Genomic DNA, 23,132 nt, shown 5'->3' with positions numbered 1-23,132 from the left:
AAACAAGAGTGTGAGTCATGAAAAAAGTCATTACCGTGTGCCCCTATTGCGGCACCGGTTGCAAGATCAACCTGCTGGTTGAAAACGACAAGGTGGTGGGGGCCGAAGGCGCCAACGGCCGGACCAACGAGGGGCAGCTCTGCCTCAAGGGCTATTACGGTTGGGATTTCTTGAACGACACCAACCTGCTGACCCCCCGCCTCAAGAGCCCGATGATCCGCCGCGAGCGCGGTGGCAAGCTCGAAGCCGTCTCCTGGGACGAAGCCATCGAGTTCGCCAGCAGTCGCCTCTCTGCCATCAAGGCGAAATATGGCCCGGACGCCATCATGACCACCGGCTCTGCCCGTGGCCCCGGCAATGAAGCCAACTATGTGATGCAGAAGTTTGCCCGCGCAGTGCTTGGGACGAACAACGTCGATCACTGCGCGAGGGTGTGACACGCACCCTCAGTCTCCGGTCTGGAGACAACGGTAGGCAACGGCGCCATGAGCAACGCCATTCCCGAAATTCAAGAGACCAAGTGCCTGCTGGTGTTTGGTTACAATGCTGCTGACTCTCACCCCATCGTCGCCCGCCATATCCTCAAGGCGAAGGCCAACGGGGCCAAGGTGATTGTGTGTGATCCCCGCATGGTGGAGACCGCCCGCATCGCCGATCAGTGGCTGCCGCTCAAAAACGGTTCCAATATGGCGCTGGTCAACGCCTTCGCCAACGTCTTGATCAATGAAGGGCTCTACAACAAGGAATTTGTCGCCAACTACACCGAAGGGTTCGACACCTTCAAGGCCACGGTGGCCAAGTACACCCCGGAATACGTGGAGGGGATCACCGGCCTCAAAGCCGCCGATATCCGCGCCGCCATTCGCACCTATGCCGCATCGCCTGCTTCCATGATCCTGTGGGGCATGGGGGTGACCCAGTACGGTCAGGCGGTGGATGTGGTCAAGGGGCTGGCGGGGATTGCGCTGCTGACCGGCAACTTCGGTCGCCGTGGCACCGGCTGCGGGCCGGTACGCGGCCAGAACAACGTGCAGGGCACCTGCGACATGGGGATGCTGCCCCACCAGTTCCCGGGTTATCAGTCGGTGAGCGACCCTGCCATCAGCGCCAAGTTTGCCAAGGCATGGGGCGTGGAGTCACTTTCCCAGAAACCCGGCTATCGCCTGACCGAGCTTGGTCACAAGGTGGAGGAGGGCAAGTGCAAGGCCTTCTACATCTTCGGGGAAGATCCGGCCCAGACCGAGGCCGATCTCGGTCAGTTCCGCCGTACCCTGGCGGGGATGGAGCTGGTGATCGTGCAGGATATCTTCATGACCCAGACCGCCGAGATGGCCGACGTCATTCTGCCCGCCACCAGTTGGGGCGAGCACGAGGGGGTCTACAGCTCGGCGGATCGCGGCTTCCAGCGCTTCTACAAGGCGGTGACGCCGCCGGACAACGTGAAGCCGGACTGGGCCATCTTCTCGCTGATGGCGACCGCCATGGGGTATCCCATGGAGTATCGCGACACCGAGCAGATCTGGGACGAGCTGCGCGGACTCTGCCCGCTCTACGCCGGGGTCAGCTATGACAAGATGGCCGATCTGAAAAGCGTGCAGTGGCCTTGCCCCACCGAGGATCACCCGGGCACCAGCACCCTGTTCGAGGGGAACGTGTTCACCACCCCGAGCGGCAAGGGCCAGCTGATTGCCTCCGAGTGGCGGCCGCCGCTGGAGCAGCCCTGTGCCGAGTACCCGCTGGTGCTCTCCACCGTGCGTGAAGTCGGCCACTACTCCTGCCGCTCCATGACCGGCAACTGCTCGGCGTTGCAGACCCTGGCCGATGAACCTGGCTATGTGCAGATCCACCCGAGCGATGCCAAGAAGCTCGGGGTGAAGGATCAGTCGCTGGTCTGGATCTCGTCGCGCCGTGGCAAGGTGATCACCCGGGCCAACTACAACGAGCGGGTCAACGCCGGGGTGGTCTACATGACCTACCAGTGGTGGATCGGGGCCTGCAACGAGCTCACCATCGAGCACGTGGACCCCGTCTCCTACACGCCGGAGTACAAGTACTGCGCAGTGAAAATTGAGCGTATCGAGGATCAGCCAGGGGCGGAAGTGTACGTCCAGACTGAATACAGCGCGCTCAAGGCGAAATTGCGCAGCGCCGCCAAAGGGTAATCGTCGTTAATAAAGTGGATCCAGGCTCTGTATACAGGGCCCGGATCCGCTCATCCTTTTTTCAGCTGGCAGGTGTCCATCATGAAAAATGAATTAAATCTTTCGTTCGGGATCTTTTATGTCTCCGCTTATTTGCTGGTGATGTTGTTCGGGATTGGGTGTTTTCTATGGCACGACGAATTGATATTTCTGCTGGGGTTTGCCTTCTTCGGCTGTTTTATCGCCGCGCGCATCGCCATGAGCGCCGTGCTGGCGGCATTGAGCGTGCAGGCGGCCTGGCTCATCGCCTTTCTCTCCACCACCCTGGTCAACTGCCTGCTGGCGGGCGTGCTGGGGCTCGGGGTCTATCTCACCCATCGGGTGGTGTCGGTGGAAATAGCTGACAATATCAGTGGGTTATTGCTGGGGCTTCAGCTCTTTTCGGCCGCCTTCATCTTCGGCGGGCTGAAGCTGCACAACTACCGGCTGCTCTCCTCATGAGCCTGCGACAGCGGCAACAGGGGCAGAGGATGGGCCAGTTGGCGGCGATATGCGGCGAATGACGGCGATAGTGACGCCATATTTGGGCGCGGCGGGAAATATCCGCTGACGGAGCTGTAATATGTGCCAGGGCCGGCTTGGTTGTAATGGGGATGGGGCTAACTTATTATGCCAGCCATCCTGCGATAATCTGCGCGATGCTATTTCAGTGCATGTTAGTTTTTATAATTAAGCGTTAAGTTTTTAAAAATTAATTATAACATCTGACTGCGATGGCTGATGCATTGTTTACCGTTGTTGCCGTGCTGCAATTGGCCGGCAAGGGTACCCATCTAGATGTAATGCGAGGCCTGAATGCTGAATGTGAGTGCCATTCCGTTGACCGACATCTCACCCATCTGGGATGACGGCTTTCTCTCCCTCTCCAAGAACCTGCTCTCTGCCGTCACCCTGGACGACTTCATCCACAAGCTGAACCGGATCCAGCCCTGCTTTCGCCAGGTGGATCGGGTCAACCTCATCCTCAACCTGGGGACGGGGGAGGAAGCGGTCTTCTACTACCTGGGGGAGCAGGGGCCGGCTCACCTCATCTGCCGCAAGGCCGATCTCCATTTTTCCCGCGAGCAGGCCATCGTGCTGCCGGCGAGCCGCTTTCGCCACCGCTGCGAACAGCTGGCGAGCACGCCTGTCTACGACGGTTTGCACTCCTATTGCCAGCTGCCCATCACCACCGCCCGCAGCCACCTGGGCGGGGTGGAGTTCATCAGCCGTGAGGCCAATGCCTTCCCGATGGAGACCCTGGCCAAGCTGACCCAGCTGGCGGCCATCGTCGCCATTGCGCTGGAGAACGTGCTGGACAAGGAGCGCACCCTGGAGCAGGCCAACTCCCTGCGCCTTGAGCGCGACAGCTGCAAGATCCTGGTGGACGTTACCAACGCGGTGATCAAACTGGTGCGCATCGCCGAGCTGCCAAAGAGCCTGTTCACCATACTTCACCACCACTTTGGCATCAGCAGCCTGTGCCTGGCCGAGTACAACGCCACCTCCGACAGCTTCAAGAGCTACCTGGTCAATCAGCAGCAGCGCGAACAGCCCGGCATCATCAACCACTCGTGTTTTGAGAAGAACTGCCTGCAGGGGGCACTCGGCCACAGCGAGCCCTTCTTCATTTATCGCGAGCAGGGCCACGGCTGCCAGTCGAGCTGCCGTTTCACCTCCCAGATCCTGCCCCCCGACGCCGACAGCTCCTGCATCCTGCCGCTGCGCTATCGGGGCAACCTGCTGGGGGTGTTGATCCTCTCCCACCCACAGGCGGATTTCTTCGCCGACCTCGACATCTCGCTGCTCGAACAAGTGGCGGCGCGCACGGCGATTGCCATGAACAACGTGCAGGCGCAGCAGGAGATCTCCAACACCACCGGCGCCAGGGAGAAGACCCTTCGGGTCGACGGACCCGCTCCGCAGGGGGACTTTGCCAACATCATCTACCAGAGCGCCGTGATGGAGAAGGTGCTGGAGAAGGTGAAACTGGTGGCCCAGAGCGACTGCACCGTGCTCATTCTGGGGGAGACCGGCACCGGCAAGGAGCTGATCGCCCAGGCCATTCACGCCCTGAGTACCCGCCACGATCACGAGATGGTCAAGGTGAACTGCGCCGCCATTCCCACCGGCCTTATCGAGAGCGATCTGTTTGGCCATGAGAAGGGGGCCTTCACCGGGGCGCTGACCCAGCGCATCGGCCGCTTTGAGCGGGCCCACAAGGGCACCCTGTTCCTCGACGAGGTGGGGGACATGCCGCTCGATCTGCAACCCAAACTGTTGCGGGTCTTGCAGGAACACGAGCTGGAGCGGGTGGGCAACAGCAACCCCATCGCCATCGATGTGCGGCTGGTGGCGGCCACCAACTGCGATCTGCTCTCCATGGTCAAGAACAAGCGCTTTCGCAGCGACCTCTATTACCGGCTCAACGTCTTTCCCATCGAGCTGCCGCCCCTGCGCGAGCGGCGCGAGGATATTCCGCTCTTGGTCAACTTCTTCATCAAGAAGATCGCCAAGCGGATGCGCCGCACCATCACCTCCATCCCGGCCGATGCCATGAAGATGCTGGTGTCGCTCCCCTGGTACGGCAACATCCGTGAGCTGGAGAACATCATCGAGCGGGCGGTGGTGATGACCCGCGGCCACGTGCTCAACCTCTCGCCGGACGAGCTGCTGCCCCTCAAGGGCTTTCACAAGATAGAGACCCTGGTCTATGACGAGCCGGCCCGTGAGCTGTTTCGCGAGCCGCTGCCCGCCTTGCCGCAAGGTGACGAGGCTCAAGGGGAAGATGAGCGGGCCAGCATCATCCGGGCGCTGAAGGCGTGTAACGGTATCGTTGCCGGCGAGCGGGGCGCGGCCCAGCGTCTCGGCATGAAGCGCACCACCTTGCTGTCGAAAATGAAACGGCTCGGGATCTCGGCCAAAGATCCCCGCACCCTCAACTAAGGGGCCCCCAGATGTTGCTTGAACTCGACCCCGATACCCCGCAGGCGCTCAGCGCCCATCGCGAGGTGGTCCATTACCATCAGCGCGGCGTCACTACCGACAGCGCCATGCAGTTGCCTTGCGAAACCCCGGTGGCGCTGGTCTACAACGGCATCGCCCACAGCGTGATGATGTGCTCGGCCGCCGATCTGGAGGATTTCGCCATCGGCTTCTCGCTCTCCGAGGGGATCATCGACAGCCTGCTCGATATCCACGACATCGAGCAGCAGAGCGCCTGTCGCGGCATCGAGCTGCACATCACCCTGGCCAATCGCTGCGTCCATCGCCTGAAAGAGAAGCGGCGCACCCTGGCCGGGCGCACCGGGTGCGGCATCTGCGGCAGCGAGAGCCTGGAGCAGGTGGTGCGCACCCAGCCAAGGCTGCCCGACAGCCAGCGCTTTGCGGTGGGTCATATCGACAAGGTGCTGAGCGCGCTGCGCCCGCTCCAGCTGCTGGGGCAGAGCACGGGGGCGACCCATGCCGCCGTGCACGTGGACGGCGAGGGCAACATCCTCGCCATTCGCGAGGATGTGGGGCGCCATATTGCACTGGACAAGCTGGTGGGGCACTTGTGCCGCGCTGGCCGCCGTGACGGTGCCATTCTGGTGACCAGCCGCGCCAGTTTCGAGATGGTGCAAAAGTGCGCCAGCGCCGGGGTTGAGATCCTGCTCGCCATCTCGGCTGCCACCGAGCTTGCGGTCGAGCGGGCCGAGCAGACGGGGCTGACACTGGTGGGCTTTTGCCGCCCGGGGCGGGCCGAGATCTACAGCGGCCGCCAGCGCATCCTGCTGGCAAGCGCGGCATCATCCTCCGTTTCGGCAGAGGGCTGAGGGCACAAGGCCATTGGCGCTCGGGATTGGCTCGGGTATAGTCCTGCGCCAACAAGATAGGTTCGGTCGCGCTCCTTGCCCGTCAGGGCGCCGTGGCCGACACAGCGTCAAAGGATACCAAGCCCATGAAATTCAGCCCGCTGCTGGATGAGATGATGAAAGCCCTGCAGGTGCTGCCGGGTGTCGGCCCCAAGTCGGCCCAGCGCATGGCGTTTACCCTGCTCGAGCGTGAGCGCAGCGGCGGCCTGCGACTGGCCCAGCTGCTCTCTCGCGCCCTGACCGAGATTGGCCACTGCAGCCACTGTCGCACTTTCACCGAGAACGAGCGCTGCGAGATCTGCGCCAATCCCAAGCGCGAAGAGAACGGCCTGCTCTGTGTGGTGGAGAGTCCGGCGGACGTGGCCGCCATCGAGCAGACCGGCCAGTTCTCCGGCCGCTACTTCGTGCTGATGGGCCACCTCTCGCCGCTGGACGGCATTGGTCCGGAAGAGCTGGGGCTGGAGATCCTGGAGCGACGGTTGAAAGACGAGGCGATCAGCGAGCTTATTCTGGCCACCAACCCCACCATCGAAGGGGACGCCACCGCCTGGTACATCGCCGACATGGCCCGCGCCGCCGGCGTCAAGGTGAGCCGGATTGCCCATGGGGTGCCGGTGGGCGGCGAGCTGGAGCTGGTGGACGGCACCACGCTCTCCCACTCCCTGATGGGGCGTCAGCCTCTCAATTGAGTCAGCGTCAGCCCCTCAACTGAGTCAGCATCTGTTCTTCAACAGGCCCTGCGTCGCGACTCAGCCTGCGATACCAGAACCCGCCTCGGCGGGTTTTTTATTTGCGCAGGATGGGGTCACAGCCTCGATTGGCGCAAAAATCGCCATTCGCACCGTTCGTTGCATCTGTCCCCTTGAAATGGCGATCACCGGCCCCATCTTGGATCGGGAATATGTTCAACCCGAATCGCCTGAGGATAGTGTCGATGACCCAAAGCGTTCATGCCGAAACCCACGGGTTTCAGACTGAAGTCAAACAACTGCTGAGCCTGATGGCCCACAGCCTCTACTCCAACAAAGAAGTGTTCCTGCGCGAGCTGATCTCCAACGCCTCCGATGCGGCGGACAAGCTGCGCTTCAAGGCGCTTTCCGATGCCTCTTTGTTCGAAAACGACGGCCAGTTGCGCGTTCGCCTGGTGGTTGATAAAGAAAAACGGACCCTGACCATCTCCGATAACGGGATCGGTATGACCCGGGATCAGGTGATCGAGCACCTGGGCACCATCGCCAAATCCGGTACCGCCGAGTTCTTCAAGAACCTCTCCGGTGATCAGGGCCGCGACTCCCAGCTGATCGGTCAGTTTGGGGTGGGTTTCTACTCTGCCTTCATCGTCGCCGACAAGGTGACCGTGGTCTCCCGCGCCGCCGGTACCGAACCGGGCCAGGGCGTGCAGTGGGAATCGGAAGGGGAAGGCTCCTTCACCGTGGCTGACGTGACCAAAGAGGGTCGCGGTACCGACGTCATCCTGCACCTGCGTGCCGAAGAGGACGAGTTCCTCGACGACTGGCGTCTGCGCTCCGTGGTCAGCAAATATTCCGATCACATCAGTGTGCCGGTGGAGATGTTCAAAGAGGGGACCCCGGATCGGGAAGAAGACGGTGAAACCATCGTCGGCACCCCGGGCGAGTGGGAGCAGGTCAACCGCGCCACTGCGCTGTGGACCCGCAACCCGAAGGACATCAAAGACGAGGAGTATCAGGAGTTCTACAAGCACGTCGCCCACGACTTCGAAGATCCGCTCCTGTGGGGTCACAACCGGGTGGAAGGGGCGCAGGAGTACACCAGCCTGCTCTACGTGCCGGCCCGCGCTCCGTTTGACCTCTACAACCGGGAGCAGAAGCACGGCCTCAAGCTCTACGTGCAGCGCGTCTTCATCATGGATGACGCCGAGCAGTTCATGCCGACCTACCTGCGCTTCGTCAAAGGGGTGCTGGACTCCAACGATCTGCCGCTCAACGTCAGCCGCGAGATCCTGCAAGACAACAAGGTGACCGTCTCCCTGCGCAAGGCCTGCTCCAAGCGCGTGCTGACCATGCTGGCCAAGCTGGCCAAGGACGATGCCGAGAAGTACGCCAAGTTCTGGAGCGAGTTCGGCAATGTGCTGAAAGAAGGCCCGGCCGAGGATTACGCCAACCGCGAAGAGATCGCCAAGCTGCTGCGCTTTGCCAGCACCGCCGGCGAGGGCGAAGCCCAGACCGTGTCCCTTGAGGATTATGTTGGCCGGATGAAGGAAGGCCAGCAGAAGATTTACTACATCACCGCCGACTCTTATGCCGCCGCCAAGAACAGCCCGCACCTCGAGATCTTCCGCAAGAAGGGCGTCGAAGTGCTGCTGATGTGGGAGCGGGTCGACGAGTGGCTGATGAGCCACCTGACCGAGTTCGACGGCAAGCAGCTGGTCTCAGTCACCCGTGGCGAGCTGGATCTCGGCGATCTGGAAGACGAAGCCTCCAAACAGGCACAGGAAGAGGCCGAGAAGGCCAACGCCGGTCTGGTGGAGCGGGTCAAGCAGAGCCTGGGCGAGGCGGTGAAAGAGGTGCGCGTCACCCACCGTCTGACCGACTCGCCGTCCTGCATCGTCACCGATGCCCACGGCATGAGCACCCAGATGATCAAGCTGATGCGCGCCGCCGGTCAGCCGGTGCCGGAGCAGAAGTACATTCTGGAACTGAACCCCGACCACGCCCTGGTGAAGAAACTCGACACCATCCAGGACGAGGCACTGTTCGGCGAGTGGGTCACTCTGCTGCATGAACAGGCCCAGCTGGCCGAGCAGGGCGGGCTCAATGATCCGGCGAGCTTCGTCTCCCGTATCAACCGTCTGTTACTCCAGGCATGATGTTTGGGCCCACTGCGTGCAGTGGGCTCTTTCTTTTCTGGCGCCTGCCCCGTTTGGGGCGGGCGCCAGTTGCGTGCAGCGTTGCTGCATTTTCACTCATTTTTCGTAAACGGATCTGCGCCAATGGTCGTATTGCCGTGACGGGAAAATGGTGAAAAATAAGTCACTCACACGGGGCAAGCTTGTGGAAATGAGCGAAACCGTGTAGTTTTTTGCCTTCTCAAGAATTGAATAACCAATCAATAGGAGCGTGTATGCGCATTGTTCTGTTGGGGGCTCCGGGTGCCGGCAAGGGTACTCAGGCTCAGTTCATCATGGAAAAACACGGTATTCCGCAGATCTCCACCGGCGACATGCTGCGTGCCGCGATCAAGGCGGGCACCGAGCTGGGCCTCAAGGCCAAAGCCGTGATGGACGCAGGTCAGCTCGTCTCTGACGACATCATCATCGGCCTGGTCAAAGAGCGTATTGCCCAACCGGATTGCGCCAACGGCTTCCTGCTGGACGGTTTCCCGCGCACCATTCCCCAGGCGCAAGCCATGAAGGACGCCGGTGTTGCCGTGGATTTCGTACTGGAATTCGACGTGCCGGACGAAGAGATCGTCAAGCGCATGAGCGGTCGTCGCGTTCACTCCGGCTCCGGCCGTACCTACCACGTGGTGTTCAACCCGCCGAAAGTGGAAGGCAAGGACGACGTGACCGGTGAAGATCTGGTGATCCGTGCCGACGACGAAGAGACCACAGTGCGCAAGCGTCTGGATGTGTACCATCAGCAGACCGCACCGCTCATCGGCTTCTACGGCAAGGAAGCGGAAGCGGGCAACACCCGTTACGTCAAGATTGATGGCACCCAGCCGGTGGAACTGGTCAGCAAGCAGCTGGCGACCATCCTGGGCTAAGCCCGCCATTGCCATCGTCCCCCAGGGGCCAGCGGCAATGTGCCATTGAGACAAGGGCCCGACAGGGCCCTTTCTTGCATATAAGACATAACAACAGAAAGACAGGAAGCAAACGTGACCACGAAAACCGGGATCTTGCTGGTCAATCTGGGTACCCCAGCCGCGCCCACCACGGCCGCCGTCAAGGCGTTTCTCAGCCAGTTTCTGCACGATCAGCGGGTTGTCGACCTGCCGCGCTACCTCTGGTGCCCGCTGCTCCACTTCATCATCCTGCCGACCCGCTCTCCCAAGGTGGCCAAGCTCTATCAGCAGGTGTGGACCGAGCAGGGCTCGCCGCTGATGGTGATAAGTCAGCAGCAGCGCGCGGCGCTGGAGCAGGAGCTCAGACGCGAAGGGGTCGAGGTGCCGGTGGAGCTGGCCATGACCTACGGCTCCCCTTCGCTGGATGAGGGCTGGCAGGCGCTCAAGGCCAAGGGGGTCAACCGGGTGATCCTGTTGCCGCTCTATCCCCAGTATTCGGTCAGCACCACCGCCTCGGTGTTCGATGGCTGGAGCCGGGCGATGAAAAAAGAGCGCAACCTGCCGGTGGTGCGGCTCATTCGTGATTACCATGCTCACCCCGAATATATCCAGGCGCTGGCCATGAGCGTGCGCCGCCATTGGGAGCAGCACGGCCAGGGCGAGCACCTGCTGATGTCGTTTCACGGCATTCCCGAGCGCTACGAGCGGGAAGGGGATCCCTATGGTCAGCAGTGCCGACGCACCGCCGCCCTGCTGGCCGAGGCGCTCGGGCTGGAGGCCAGCCAGTGGACCGCCAGCTTCCAGTCCCGTTTTGGCAAGGAGGAGTGGCTCAAGCCCTACACCGACGTGACCATCGGCGGCCTGCCGGCCACCGGGATCAAGCGGCTTGATGTGATCTGCCCCGCCTTTGCCGCCGACTGCCTCGAGACCCTGGAGGAGATCCAGGTGCAGAACCGGGAGATCTTCATGGCCGCCGGGGGCGAGCAGTTTGAATACATTCCGGCCCTCAACAGCGATCAGGCCCACATTCGCATGATGGTGTCGCTGATCTGCCGCGAGCTGGCCTGATCGACACGCCGCCCGTGCCGTACCCCGGAGCGGGCCGTGTTTTGTTCGTTATCCAAGGAGAAGGAGCGTCATCATGATGCATATCACCCTGATTTACGCCGGCCTCTTGGGGCTGCTGTTTCTGCTGCTCTCCTTCTGGGTGGTCAAGCGCCGCGCCCAGTTCAAGGTGATGATAGGGGAAGGGGAGGCGCCGGAGATGCGCGCCGCCATCCGGGCCCATGGCAACTTCGCCGAGTACGTGCCGCTCACCCTGCTGCTGATGGCGCTGTGCGAGCTGGCGGGAGTCGGTGCCTTCTGGCTGCACCTTGGCGGCGTGCTGTTGCTGGTGGGGCGCATCCTGCACGCCATCGGCATCCAGATCCCCAAGGCGCCGAACATGCCGCGCCTCTTCGGCACCCTCTTCTTCTGGCTCTCGCTCGGGCTCTTCTCGGTGCTGGCGCTGGCCAGCGGGCTCGCCACCGGCTGAGTCTTCTCCGCCCCCAAAACCACCTCCTCGCGAGGTGGTTTTTTGATGGGTTTTGGTAAACGTTTTCCTCTGTAACCCTTGTCTATACTGACTTCATATTTTAATCAGGCGACTTTTCGGCGCGGCGGATTGTGTTAAAATCCCGCCCCTCTTTCCCCCAGAGCACAAGAACATTGCCATGAAATTTCCCGGTCAGCGCAAGTCCAAACACTACTTTCCAGTGGATCGTCGTGATCCCCTCATCTCCCAGAGTGCGGAGCTCTCGGAGCGGGGCAAGGCCTATGTGGTCGGGATTGACCAGACGCTGGTCGACATCGAAGCGCACGTTGACCTGGCGTTTCTCGAGCGTTACGGCCTGAGCCGCGGCCACTCCATGCTCATCTCCGACGAGGTGGCGGAGCAGATCTATGACGAGCTCAAGAGCAACAACATGGTGGTGAGCGAGTTTGCCGGTGGCACCATTGGCAACACTATGCACAACTATTCGGTACTGGCGGACTCCCACTCCATCCTGCTCGGCGTCATGAGCCAGGACATCCGCATCGGCAGCTACGCCTACCGCTATCTGTGCAACACCTCGTCGCGGGTCAACCTGGACTACCTGCAACCGGTAGACGGCCCGGTCGGCCGCTGCTTCACCTTCATCACCGAAGGGGGCGAACGCAGCTTTGGCATCAACGCCGGCAAGATGGACCATCTGGATGTGGCCCACATCCCCGAGGAGATCATCAAGGAGTCCTCCGCCCTGGTCATCACCGCCTACCTGGTGCGCGGTGAAGATGGCACTCCGATGAAGGAAGCGGCCATGGCCGCGGTGCGCTATGCCCGCGAGGCCGGCGTGCCAGTGGTGCTGACCCTGGGTACCCGCTTCGTCATCGAGTCCGACCCCCAGTGGTGGCGCGATTTCATCAGCGAGAACGTCACCGTGCTCGCCATGAACGAGGAAGAGGGCGAGGCCCTGACCGGTTTCTCCGATCCGCTGGCCGCCGCCGACAAGGCGCTGGACTGGGCCGACATGGTGCTCTGCACCGCAGGTCCGGTGGGGCTCTACATGGCTGCCTACACCGAAGATGACTTCAAGCGCGAAACAACCCTGCCGCTGCTGCCCGGCGTCATCCCCGAGTTCAACATGTACGAGTTCAGCCGCCCCATGACCCGCAGCGGCTGCCGCGTGCCCAAGCGCATCTACTCCCACATCTCCCCCTACATGGGCGGGCCGGAGAAGATCAAGAACACCAACGGGGCAGGGGATGGGGCGCTCTCCGCCGTGCTGCACGACATGGTGGCCAACGCCTATCACCGCAGTGCCGTGCCCAACTCCGCCAAGCACGTGGCCGAGTTCCTCACCTACTCCTCCCTCTCCCAGGTGTGCAAGTACGCCAACCGGGTCAGCTACGAGGTGCTGGCCCAGAGCAGCCCGCGCCTGTCGCGCGGTCTGCCGGAGAAGGAAGATAGCCTGGAAGAGGTGTACTGGGAGCGTTGATCCCGCCCTCTGCGCTGAAAACGCCTCCTTCGGGAGGCGTTTTGTCAGGTAAAGCCCGCCATCGGGCAGTTTTTTGTGTGATAACCCCCAAGATGCTTGAGTCCATGTCGCTTTTGCGACACCATTTGGCCACCGCATTGCCACTCGGCACTGCCGTGGCCGCAGCACCCGATTAAAGAGAGAGCCCCATGAGTAAGTTAACTGACAATCTTGACGCCAATTTCCAACTGTTCATCGAAGAAGTCCGCGAGTCGGGTCAGGTGTGGGGTCTGCGCTACGGTGAAGACTGGGTGGTCTGCCGCTCAGCCGAGTTCGAAGATGCGGACGTGATGCCGCTCTGGTCCGCCGAAGAGGACGCCCGTCTGCACTGCGTGGACGAGTGGGCCGACTACGAGCCGGAAGTGATCGAGTTGGAAGAGTTCCTCGACATCTGGATCAACGATCTGGACGAAGACGACGTGCTGGTCGGCCCGAACTGGAACGCCGATCTGGAAGGGCAGGAGCTCGAACCCATCGAGCTGGCCAAGGCGCTGGTGGAACTGGACGCCTGAACCAGGCTGCATTGAACCGGGCCTTGGCCCGCGTGACGAGAACCGATATCGTAATGGATGTCGGTTTTTTTATGGCCGGCTTGCAGAATACTGAATGAAAAGGCGATTTGCCTTTGCACCCGCCAAAGGGATGGTCCATCATCAACCTTTTGCCGAGCGGGAGGAGCCATGTTTGTATTCGACGTCACCGGCGCTGCGGGGGAGCGGGCCGAGATCCGGGTCCAGGCGCTGGACTGGGGACAGAGCGGCCCCGTCACCTTTCACTGTGATGACGATCGACTGGCGGTGCTGCTGCTGACCGACTGCCGCTGCGATGCGGTGGGCTTCTTCAATCTGCTGGCGGGCTGCAAGCCGCTCTATCTGGAGCAGTGGCTCAGCTATCTGCAGGAGACCGGCCGCATCGCCAAGCAGAGCTGCCAGCTGGAGAGCCCGGCCCAGGAGGATTACCTCGCCAAGGCCGGTCTTGAACATGAGGAGCTCAATGCTCTGCTGGGGCAGGTCTATCAGGTGGCGGGTTTCAACCGGCTGCAGATCAACCGTTACCTCAAGAATCGCCACAATCCCACCGCCCTGGCGACCCGCTACGATCAGAAGGAGCTGGAGCGCTATCGCCAGCTCAACGACATCATTCTGACTCTGTTGAAGTTGAAGCATCCTCAGTAAAGAGCCCGAGCTGGCTGATGTCCGGCCGAAGCGGCTGGGGCCTGGCGATGAGATAGCCCTGCAACCCGTCTACATACATGCCCTGCAGCAACTGCTTCTGGCCCAGTTGCTCGACCCCTTCCGCAATCACCTGGCACCCCATCCGGTGTGACACGTCGACGATCATCCGCACGAACTGCTGATTGGTTAGATCCTGCTCCAGCCCGGTGATGAGGGCGGGATCCAGCTTGATGTAGTCGGGCTTGAGCTCACGAAACAGATTGAACGAGCCGATCCCCTTGCCGAAGTTGCAGATGGCGGAGCGGCTGCCGTTGCGTCTGAGCAGCTCGAACACCCGCTTGGCCCCGGTCAGGTTGCGCTCCAGATGCTCCTCATCCAGCTCGAACACCAGGTTGGCGCTGGTGTTGGGGTCGTTGAGCAGCTGTCGGTCCAGCCAGATCAGGAAGGCGCTGTTTTGCAGCAGATTGCTGGAGAGGTTGATGCCCCAGCGACTCTGGTTGGAGCCAAAGGCCCGGTACTGGCGCATGACGTGGATCACCAGCATCTGCTCCAGCCGCATCACCATGTCCAGCCGCTGGGCCATGGCAAACAGGGTGTCGGTGGGCAGCACGGTACCGTCGGCACCGCTGAAACGGGTGTAGATCTCGTTGTAGGCCAGCATGCTGCGGTGCATGGGCTGGATTGGCTGATAGGTAAAGTCGATCCGCTCCTGCTCCAGCAGCTCGGTCAGCACCAGCTTCCAGTGATGCTGCCCCTGCAGCTCCACCACATTGTCATCCTGCTGGATTGCCCAGCCATTGACCGTCTCGGTCTGGGCGCGGGCCAGCGCCAGATCCGCCCGGGCCAGAATGGCCTCTATCTTCTGGCCGCTGCTGAGCCGGGTCAGCCCGGAGTAGGCGGCGCTCTCCAGCTCGTGCTGCTGCTGATAGTGGTCGAAGGCGATCTTCAGATCCCGCCCGAGCAGGGGGGGCGGTATGTTGGCCTCCGGCCGTACCAGCACCGCGAAGTCGGCCCCCGAGATGCGGTAGACCTGATGGCCGGGAAAGCGGCTCACCACTTTGTTGATGAGATTGGCAATATCCTTGATGTAGGCATCCCCCGACTGAAAGCCGCGCTGGGCGTTGAGCTTGCCAAGCTCGGTGGCGCGGACCAGCACCAGAGTCGCGGTCTGGGTATCCTGATCCCGCTGCAGCAGCTCGGTCATGTCGCGCCGAAAGGCGTGGCGGTTTTGCAGCTGGGTCAGCTCGTCCTGGGTCGCCTGATTGTGCAGTTCGCTGATCTGACGGTGGGCATCGAGCTCGGCTTCGTTGAAGTGGGCGAGCAGCTGCTGCAGGGCGGCCTGGGCTGTCGGGGTTTCCAGGCAGGTGGGGTCGCGCAGTTGCAGCGCCCGGCACCACACCTGCTCCTGTCTCTCCCGATCCGCCTGTTGCAGCCCCATCACCAGCCGGATCAGCAGGCCAAAGCCGAGCAGGCTGGTGGCGAGGATGAGCAGCAGGGTGAGCGGCGTGCTCACGAAGGCGAGCCAGAGCCCCTGCAGCATCAGCAGGGGAGCACAGATGAGAGCCATCACCATCAGCTGGTTACTCCCGAGCTTGTTCAACATGGTGTCATCCTTGATGATGTCGTTGATGCTGAAATTCTAACCAAGCTCGCATCGCAAAGCATGCGATCCCGCTCAACTCCTGGAAAAGGGCCAATTGAAATCAGTTAAATGTGAGTGAAACCACTTTCATGACGCCGGAAACAGGCGAAGATGAATCGAGAATGGATCAAAACAAGGCAGAGGTAATTATGTTGTTAGAACCCGTAAATACTGCCAAAGCACGGCAACTATTGAACCAGAGTATGGCCTTGGTGCTCGCGGGGGGACGGGGCAGTCGCCTGAAGCAGTTGACCGACAACCGCGCCAAGCCTGCCGTCCATTTTGGCGGCAAGTTCCGCATCATCGATTTCGTGCTCTCCAACTGCATCAACTCAGGCATTCGCCGGGTGGGGGTGGTGACCCAGTACAAGTCCCACAGCCTGCTGCGTCACCTGCAATCGGGCTGGTCTTTCCTGCGCTACCAGATGAACGAGTTCATCGACCTGCTGCCTGCCCAGCAGCGGGTGGACGAGGTGCACTGGTATCGCGGCACCGCCGATGCCATCTACCAGAACGTAGACATCATCCGTGACTACGGCCCCAAATACATAGTGGTGCTGGCGGGGGATCACATCTACAAGATGGACTATGCCGCCATGCTGCTCGATCACGTGCGCCTCGGCGCCAAGGTGACGGTGGCCTGCATCGAGGTGCCGCGGGCGGAGGCTTCCGCCTTCGGGGTGATGGACATCGACGAGCAGCGCAAGATCCGCGCCTTCGTTGAGAAGCCGGCCAATCCGCCCGCCATGCCGGGTAACGAGCACGTCTCCCTGGCCTCCATGGGCATCTACATCTTCGAGGCGGAGTACCTCTATCAGCTGCTGGAGGAGGATATCCACAACCAGGAGTCCAAGCATGACTTCGGCATGGACGTGATCCCGCGCATCGTGGGGGAGGGCAAAGCGTTTGCCCACCCGTTCACCATGTCCTGCGTGGGGGCCAAGGAGGGGCTGAAACCCTACTGGCGGGACGTGGGTACCCTGGATTCATTCTGGGAGGCCAACATGGATCTCGCCTCCGTGGTGCCCGAGCTGGACATCTATGACGAAAACTGGCCCATCTGGACCAGCCAGACCATGACGCCGCCAGCCAAGTTCGTGCAGGACCGCAACGGCCAGCACGGCATGACCATCAACTCCATGTTTGCGGGGGGGTCGATTGTCAGCGGTTCCTTCGTGCTCAACTCCGTGCTGTTCACCCATGTGCGGGTGCACTCCTTCTGCACCCTGGATCAGGCGGTGATCTTCCCCGGGGTAGAGATAGGCTCCGGCTGCCGCTTGCGGCGGGTGGTGGTGGACAAGGGCTGCAAGCTGCCCGATGGCCTGGTGGTGGGGGAGAACGCGGACGAGGATAGCCGCCGCTTCTATCGCTCCGAGCAGGGCATAGTGCTGGTGACCAAGGAGATGCTGGCCAAGCTGGGGTGATGTCGCTGCCAACGCCAGACGCCACAACTAAAAAGGGAGCCGATAAGGCTCCCTTTTGCTGTTCAGCCGGTGGCTGATTATTTCTCGGTGATCAGCGCCTTGGCGGCCATCACCATGGCGGTGCCGTGCTTGCCACCGGCGGCGGTGACTTGCGGGACGCCATCTTCGTCGGTGTCACCACCGGCCCCTTCGATGACGTTCTCGCCGGAGTCACCGATCCATTCGGCCATCTGCATGCCGCCGTTGACGGTGCCGCGGAACCAGCTCACGTAGCGCTGGGTCAGCTGGGCCAGTTCCAGCGCCGGGGCCTTTTCGCTACCTTCGTTGCGCAGGTTCAGCATGGCGGAGCGCAGGGCGCCGGAGATGGCGGCCTGGGTCCAGGGGGTGTATTCACCCTGTTTGCCAGCGAGCCAGGTACCGGCCTTCTGGTTGAAGTAGGCCTTGTCGGCGGCGATGAACAGCTCGCGCGCCGCGGTGCGGTACTTGGCATCCGAGGTGGCCAGGAAGGCGGCGGTCAGGCCGCGGATGGCGGCAAACTGCGCGTCGATGGACTGGCCGGCATCGAGCTTGCCACCCAGGGTGATCCCATCGTGCACCAGCCCATTTTTGCCCTTGAGATTGGCCAGGATGAAGTCGGCCTGCTGGCGAATGAGCACCAGAGCCTGCTGGCCCTGAGCGGTTTTCAGATTCAGCTCGCCATTGTCACCAGCGGCGTAGCCTACCGGCAGCGCATCCTGGGCGCGCTGGAAGATCTGCAGAGCGACCAGGCTGTAGGCGGCGTCAAAGGTGGTGACGTGCTTGGCCTGTTTGCCGGCCTGCCAGCTGTCCACCAGGGTGCCGGCCTTGGGTTCGAAGTGGAGGGCATTGAGGTTCTTGAACACCATGCCGGAGAGGTTCAGCGCCAGGGAGAAGGCATCGTCACCCGCCACCAGCTTGGCGGCATCGCTGCCCTTGTTGGCGGCCGGTGCGGCAGCGAACGGGGCACCGTCAAACACGGCGTGGAAGGCCGGGTTCTGGTTGGTGTTGGCGCTGCGCTGATCGCTGAAGGCGTAGAACTCGGAGAGCGGCCACAGCATCATCCAGGCGTCGCGCAGCTGGGCGGAGCCATCAACCACCTCGAGCTTGCCGATGGCGCCGACCTCGTTCTTGGCCGTCTCGGTCACTTTCACCTGATGGGGGAAGTAGACGATGCCCTTGGCCGGATCGTATTGCGGAGTGATCCTGGCGCCCAGCTGCTTGCCGTCAAAGCCGAGCTGACCCTGCAGGATGGCCAGCTTGTCGATGGACTGCTCGGTCAGCATCATGCCGTTGAAGCCGTCGGCGGCAGAGACGCCCAGCTTGTGCTTGCCGTCCTGATCCATGGTGGCGGACGCGGCTTCCACCTCTTCATCGGTCTCGGCCACGTGCATGCCGCCGAGGAAGTCCTGGGACCACATCACTTCCTTGAGCAGGATGCCGCCCACGGCCGCCGGTACCAGCAGGTTGTCACTGCCGCTCCAGCGCAGGGTGGCGTAGTCGCGGAAGTAGGCCGGCACCTGGGTCTTGACGCTCTTCTCGTTGCCCTTGGCGGTCTTGATGGTGATCTGGTCACCGTTGACCGGGGTGGCGTTGACGGCCTGGGCGAACTCCGGATTGGCAGAGGCGTAGGGCAGGGAGAGGGGATACATGCCTTGCGGCACTTCATCGGCCGGGAAGCCGACCGCATCGGCCATGGCCAGTACCCGCTGGCCGAGGGTGGCCATGGTGCCGCCACGGGCCAGGTTTTGCGGCCCGTTCACCAGGTGCGGGCCCATGCCGGATTGATAGTTGAGGGCGTACATCGCCTCTTCGGAGTATTCATAGGATTCGATGCCGGCGGCGAAGTCGAACGGAGTAGGCTCGTCGGCGCGGTTGGCGTCCAGCACATCCAGATCCAGACCGAGGGCTTCGGCCAGCGGCTCGCCGGAGAGCTCGAATTCGGTGTAGGCCAGCATGTTGGCAGCGGTGTTGAATGTCTTGTCTTCTACCTTGACGGCGGCGTGTGCGGCGCCGCTCAGGAGGGCGCAGGCGATCGCCTGGACCAGTACGGTTTTTCTCATGTCCCTTCTCACCATATGTTTGATTTTATTATGACGCTTCTCATGAATCTAAATGAGAATGGTGTGCATTATGAGGCAAAGGGAGGGGCTTGAGAAGAAAAAACCGCGCCCCTGGGGTTGAAGAGAAGAGGGGCGCGGCGGCAGGCATCACATCAGTTTGAAGGGGATCACCAGTCGACCCGGCTCTACCTTGAGCGCTTCAACCTTCTCCTTGATCCGCGCCTCGTTCTGGCGGCTGCCATCGAGCCGGTAGACGGGGGTCTGGGAGAGGAACAGCGAGAGCGACTGGTTGAAGGTGGGCAGCAGCGGGGTGAGGGCGGTGCCCACGTCGGCCGGCTCTGTCTTGACCGAGAGCAGCTCGAGATCGCGCAGATAGATGGCCCCCTGCTCGGCCACGTAGTCGGGACGGGCGCTCAGGGAGAAGCGGATCTTCATCTGCTGGCTGCCGAGCGGGCTCATCACCTGCAGGTCGCCGGCGGCATCCAGCTCGACCCGGTCAGCTTGGCGGCGACCGATGCGGCTTTGCATCTCATCGAGGCGGATCTTGCTCGACATGATGCCGGGGATCCCCAGCTGTTTTTCGAAGGCGACCCTCTCTTTGAGGTACTGGTTGATCTCCCCTTCGCTGACGTTGTACTGGGTGAGTGAACAGGCCGCCAGCAGCAGGCTGAGGGGGAGCAGAAGCAGGTGCTTTAACATCGAGGATCCCGTGGGTTGAGACAATGGTAATGAAGATGGCGCCATCTTAGGGGTAAATGGCGCTCGCTGCCAGCGCGGGCGGTGAGTCCGCGGTTTTTGTCGCAGCCTCATATGGGGTGTTGGCAGCGGTGCTCATACGGGCAAGAGGGGTCGGCCCTGCACGGCGGGCCACGACGGGCAATATCCACAGATAAGTTCCAGTTTTATCGACATAAAAATCCCATTGACCGGGGGATTTCAAAGCGAGTATTTTACCGCCGCACAAATACAAATTGATAATCATTATCATTTTGAATCATATTTGAGGGTGTAACGTGGATACTCTTGTGATGGAAAATAGCGCGCCTGCCCAGGCTGCGTCACCGCCCGATTTCTTGTTTACCTCGGGGCAGGGCACGATCAGTGCCACTGACCTGGGCCTGCCTATCACCACCCCCGCCTGTGAATGGCCCTTGCTGGAACAACAGATTGCCGACGCGCTGGCGGCGGCCAGCGCCGCCGGCCAGAGCAACCCGCTGCTGATCGGTGCCTTTGCGTTCGACCCGGCGGAGGCCTCCTGCCTCTATGTGCCCGGCCGTTATAAGCGGGGCGAGCGCCCTGTCTCGGCGCAGCAGGCGCCTACGACAGCAGCAGCGGACGAGCAGGCCGCCGAGGCCAACCGGGTCATCTCGGTACAGAGCACCCCGCCGGCCAGCGAATTCCAGGCCTCGGTCAGCGCGGCGCTGGATGCGTTTGCACAAGGCCGGCTATCCAAGGTGGTGTTGTCGCGCAAGCTGACACTCACCCTGCACCAGCCCGCCGATCCGAAGCGGGTGATGACCCGTCTGATGGCCCAGAACCCTCACGCCTTCCACTTCTCCCTGCCGCTTGGCCAGGGCCGCCGTCTGCTCGGTGCCAGCCCGGAGCTGCTGCTGCGGGTCAGCGGGGGAGAGGTGTTCACCCATCCGCTGGCGGGCTCCGCCAGACGGGCGAGCGAGCCGGCGCAAGACGAAATGGTGGCCCGGGATCTGCTGGCCTCTCGCAAGGATCAGCATGAACACAAGTTGGTGATCGACGAGATCCGCCGGGTGCTGACCCCCCACTGCCGCGAGCTGGCGATACCGTCCAGCCCCTCGCTGATGAGCACGGATACCCTCTGGCATCTGGGCACCCCCATCGCCGGCCGGCTGCTCGGCGGCGAGGCATCGGTGCTCTCCCTGGCCTGCCAGCTGCATCCCACCCCGGCCCTGTGCGGCTATCCCACCGAACTCGCCCGCCAGTTTATCCGCGAGCAGGAGCCCTTCCGGCGCGCCCTGTTCAGCGGCATCGTCGGCTGGTGCGACAGCCAGGGCAATGGCGAGTGGGCCGTGGTGATCCGCTGCGGCGTGCTCGATGGCCATCAGGTGGAGCTGTTTGCCGGCGCCGGCATCGTCGCGGGCTCGGATCCTGCGATGGAGTGGGCCGAGACCGGCACCAAGCTGGGGACCATGCTCAAGGCCCTGGGCCTGGATTTGGAGGTGGCGCAATGACGCAGCTTCAATATCTGGGCTGGCCGAGTGGGCAGCCAAATCTGAAAGCCCTGGACCTGAGTCCGGAGGTAGCGCAATGACCCAGTCCAACCGCTTCCTGCCCTACACCCGCTGGCCCGACGAATTGGCCCAGCGTTACCGCGCCAAGGGCTATTGGCGCGGCGAGTCGCTGACCGCCATGCTGGCGCGCCAGTGCGAGCTGGCCCCCGACGCCGAGGCCATCCTCTGCGGTGAGCGGCGCTTGAGCTATGGCGAGCTGGACGCCGCCTCGAGCCGGCTGGCCGCAAATCTGGCCCGCCACGGCCTGGGGGTGGGGGATACCGCACTGGTGCAGCTCCCCAACGTGGCCGAGTTCTATCTGGTGTTCTTTGCCCTGCTCAAGGCCGGCATTGCGCCGGTCAACGCGCTCTTTAGCCACAACCGGCTGGAACTCCTCTCTTATGCCGAGCAGATCACACCGCGCCTCTTTATCGGCTCGCTGGCCCATCCGTTGTTTGCGAGCAAGGGGCGCCAGAGTGAGCTGCTGGCAAGCATCGGCGCCGAGTTGGTGCTGCTGGATGGCGACGCAGGGGAACTGGGGCTGACCCATTGGCTTGGCGAGGGGGATGAGGGTGGATCCTCGTCCGTCTCCTTTGCCCCGACCCCGGCGAACGAGGTGGCCTTCTTCCAGCTCTCCGGTGGCAGCACCGGCACTCCCAAGCTCATTCCCCGTACCCATGACGACTATTACTACAGCGTGCGCCGCAGCAATGAGATCTGTGGCCTCGGCCCCCATACCCGCTATCTGTGCGCCCTGCCGGCGCCCCACAACTTCCCCCTGAGCTCCCCTGGCGCCCTGGGGGTGTTCGAGGCGGGCGGCACAGTGGTGCTCGCGCCCGACCCCAGCCCCATCAGCTGTTTCCCGCTGATCGCCCGCCACAGGATCAATCTCACCTCGCTGGTGCCGCCGGCGGTCTCCCTCTGGCTGCAGGCCGCGGAAGCGGATCCCGCTGCGCGCACTCAGCTCGAGAGCCTCGACTTGTTGCAAGTGGGCGGCGCCAAGCTGGGGGAGGCAGTGGCCAGCAAGATAGGGCCGCTGCTCGGCTGCCGGCTGCAGCAGGTGTTTGGCATGGCGGAGGGGCTGGTCAACTACACCCGGCTGGACGACCCCGACGAGAAGGTCATTCACACCCAGGGCCGCCCCATGAGCCCGGACGACGAGGTGCGCATCCTCGATGAGGCGGGCAATCCGGTCGCCCCCGGCGAGCCTGGCGCCCTGCACACCCGCGGCCCCTATACCTTCCGCGGTTACTACCGGAGCCCGGCCCACAACGCCCGGGTGTTCGATGCCGAGGGTTTCTACTGCTCCGGCGACCTGGTGGTACAGGATGCCGATGGCTACCTCACCGTGGTGGGGCGGCAGAAGGATCAGATCAACCGGGGCGGCGAGAAGATCGCGGCGGAAGAGGTGGAAAACCAGCTGCTGCACCACCCGGCCATCACCCATGCGGCCCTGGTCTCCATGCCCGACAGCGCCATGGGGGAGAAGAGCTGCGCCTTTATCGTCAGCACAGATCCCGCCTTGAAGCCGCTGGCCTTGCGCAAGTTTCTGCGCGAGCGCGGGGTGGCGGACTTCAAGCTGCCCGACCGCTTCGAAACCCTGGACGCCCTGCCCATGACGGCGGTGGGCAAGATTGACAAGCAGGGGCTGCGGGCGCGCATTGCGCACCTCATCGCCGTCAGCCAGTCCCTGACAACCGCATAAAACT

19 protein-coding genes are annotated in these 23,132 nt (G+C 62.4%); 15 read left to right on the top strand and 4 right to left on the bottom strand.

The genetic code is table 11. The features are described 5' to 3' along the window. The first annotated feature begins 17 nt into the window (after positions 1–17). From fdhF to I6L38_RS09645, 12 genes are all read left to right on the top strand, one after another. Complete coding sequence (fdhF, locus tag I6L38_RS09700; protein ID WP_216989485.1) at positions 18–2,162, top strand: formate dehydrogenase subunit alpha; 2,145 nt, start codon at positions 18–20, stop codon at positions 2,160–2,162. Positions 2,163–2,342: 180 nt separating this feature from the next. Beyond that, on the top strand, positions 2,343–2,642 hold the full coding sequence (locus I6L38_RS09695) for a hypothetical protein (RefSeq protein WP_010633738.1): 300 nt from the start codon (positions 2,343–2,345) through the stop codon (positions 2,640–2,642). A 354-nt stretch (positions 2,643–2,996) separates the two neighbouring features. Beyond that, the gene (locus tag I6L38_RS09690) at positions 2,997–5,126 is read left to right on the top strand and encodes a sigma 54-interacting transcriptional regulator (RefSeq protein WP_216989484.1); all 2,130 of its coding nucleotides are present in this window, start codon (positions 2,997–2,999) and stop codon (positions 5,124–5,126) included. 11 nt (positions 5,127–5,137) lie between these two features. Further along, positions 5,138–5,995 carry a formate dehydrogenase accessory sulfurtransferase FdhD gene (fdhD, locus tag I6L38_RS09685; RefSeq protein WP_216989483.1) on the top strand — a complete coding sequence of 286 codons (858 nt, stop codon included), beginning with the start codon at positions 5,138–5,140 and terminating at the stop codon, positions 5,993–5,995. 125 nt (positions 5,996–6,120) lie between these two features. Next, on the top strand, positions 6,121–6,723 hold the full coding sequence (gene recR, locus I6L38_RS09680) for a recombination mediator RecR (protein ID WP_010633741.1): 603 nt from the start codon (positions 6,121–6,123) through the stop codon (positions 6,721–6,723). Positions 6,724–6,968: 245 nt separating this feature from the next. Then, positions 6,969–8,882, top strand: coding sequence for a molecular chaperone HtpG (gene htpG / locus I6L38_RS09675; protein ID WP_010633742.1), 1,914 nt, complete (start codon positions 6,969–6,971; stop codon positions 8,880–8,882). A gap of 254 nt (positions 8,883–9,136) precedes the next feature. Next, complete coding sequence (gene adk / locus I6L38_RS09670; RefSeq protein WP_005301834.1) at positions 9,137–9,781, top strand: adenylate kinase; 645 nt, start codon at positions 9,137–9,139, stop codon at positions 9,779–9,781. 114 nt (positions 9,782–9,895) lie between these two features. Beyond that, positions 9,896–10,870 carry a ferrochelatase gene (gene hemH / locus I6L38_RS09665; RefSeq protein WP_010633743.1) on the top strand — a complete coding sequence of 325 codons (975 nt, stop codon included), beginning with the start codon at positions 9,896–9,898 and terminating at the stop codon, positions 10,868–10,870. A 73-nt stretch (positions 10,871–10,943) separates the two neighbouring features. Then, on the top strand, positions 10,944–11,336 hold the full coding sequence (locus I6L38_RS09660; protein ID WP_010633744.1) for an MAPEG family protein: 393 nt from the start codon (positions 10,944–10,946) through the stop codon (positions 11,334–11,336). Between the two features lie 178 nt (positions 11,337–11,514). After that, entirely contained in the window at positions 11,515–12,819 is a 1,305-nt protein-coding gene (locus tag I6L38_RS09655; RefSeq protein WP_010633745.1) for an inosine/guanosine kinase, read from the top strand. A gap of 188 nt (positions 12,820–13,007) precedes the next feature. Beyond that, positions 13,008–13,370 (top strand): DUF2750 domain-containing protein, encoded by a 363-nt coding sequence (locus I6L38_RS09650; protein WP_005301823.1) that lies wholly within the window; start codon positions 13,008–13,010, stop codon positions 13,368–13,370. 168 nt (positions 13,371–13,538) lie between these two features. Further along, positions 13,539–14,033 (top strand): hypothetical protein, encoded by a 495-nt coding sequence (locus tag I6L38_RS09645; RefSeq protein WP_010633746.1) that lies wholly within the window; start codon positions 13,539–13,541, stop codon positions 14,031–14,033. On the opposite strand, the gene I6L38_RS09640 is transcribed toward I6L38_RS09645, so the two are convergent. Next, complete coding sequence (locus I6L38_RS09640; protein WP_201970897.1) at positions 13,996–15,636, bottom strand: EAL domain-containing protein; 1,641 nt, start codon at positions 15,634–15,636, stop codon at positions 13,996–13,998. The genes I6L38_RS09645 and I6L38_RS09640 overlap by 38 nt on opposite strands. A 188-nt stretch (positions 15,637–15,824) precedes the next feature. On the opposite strand from I6L38_RS09640, the gene glgC reads away from it, so the two are divergent. Continuing rightward, positions 15,825–17,099 carry a glucose-1-phosphate adenylyltransferase gene (gene glgC / locus I6L38_RS09635; protein WP_005301813.1) on the top strand — a complete coding sequence of 425 codons (1,275 nt, stop codon included), beginning with the start codon at positions 15,825–15,827 and terminating at the stop codon, positions 17,097–17,099. A 77-nt stretch (positions 17,100–17,176) separates the two neighbouring features. Here the strand turns inward: glgC and I6L38_RS09630 are convergent, their stop codons facing one another. From I6L38_RS09630 to I6L38_RS09620, 3 genes are all read right to left on the bottom strand, one after another. Then, positions 17,177–19,177, bottom strand: a complete 2,001-nt coding sequence (locus I6L38_RS09630; protein WP_043172064.1) for a hypothetical protein — start codon at positions 19,175–19,177, stop codon at positions 17,177–17,179. A gap of 147 nt (positions 19,178–19,324) precedes the next feature. Continuing rightward, positions 19,325–19,876 (bottom strand): lipoprotein, encoded by a 552-nt coding sequence (locus tag I6L38_RS09625; RefSeq protein WP_017778915.1) that lies wholly within the window; start codon positions 19,874–19,876, stop codon positions 19,325–19,327. A gap of 46 nt (positions 19,877–19,922) precedes the next feature. Further along, a complete protein-coding gene (locus I6L38_RS09620) occupies positions 19,923–20,165 on the bottom strand; it encodes a hypothetical protein (protein ID WP_216989482.1) in 243 nt (80 codons plus the stop codon). A 25-nt stretch (positions 20,166–20,190) separates the two neighbouring features. Here I6L38_RS09620 and I6L38_RS09615 point away from each other — a divergent pair, with 25 nt between their 5' ends. After that, positions 20,191–21,384, top strand: a complete 1,194-nt coding sequence (locus tag I6L38_RS09615) for an isochorismate synthase MenF (protein WP_017778916.1) — start codon at positions 20,191–20,193, stop codon at positions 21,382–21,384. A 76-nt stretch (positions 21,385–21,460) separates the two neighbouring features. Beyond that, positions 21,461–23,128, top strand: coding sequence for a (2,3-dihydroxybenzoyl)adenylate synthase (locus tag I6L38_RS09610; protein WP_216989481.1), 1,668 nt, complete (start codon positions 21,461–21,463; stop codon positions 23,126–23,128). The last annotated feature ends 4 nt before the right edge of the window (positions 23,129–23,132 follow it).

The organism is Aeromonas sp. FDAARGOS 1408 (assembly GCF_019048665.1).
Lineage (GTDB): Bacteria > Pseudomonadota > Gammaproteobacteria > Enterobacterales > Aeromonadaceae > Aeromonas > Aeromonas dhakensis.
This window is presented reverse-complemented; position numbering and strand designations above follow the sequence as displayed.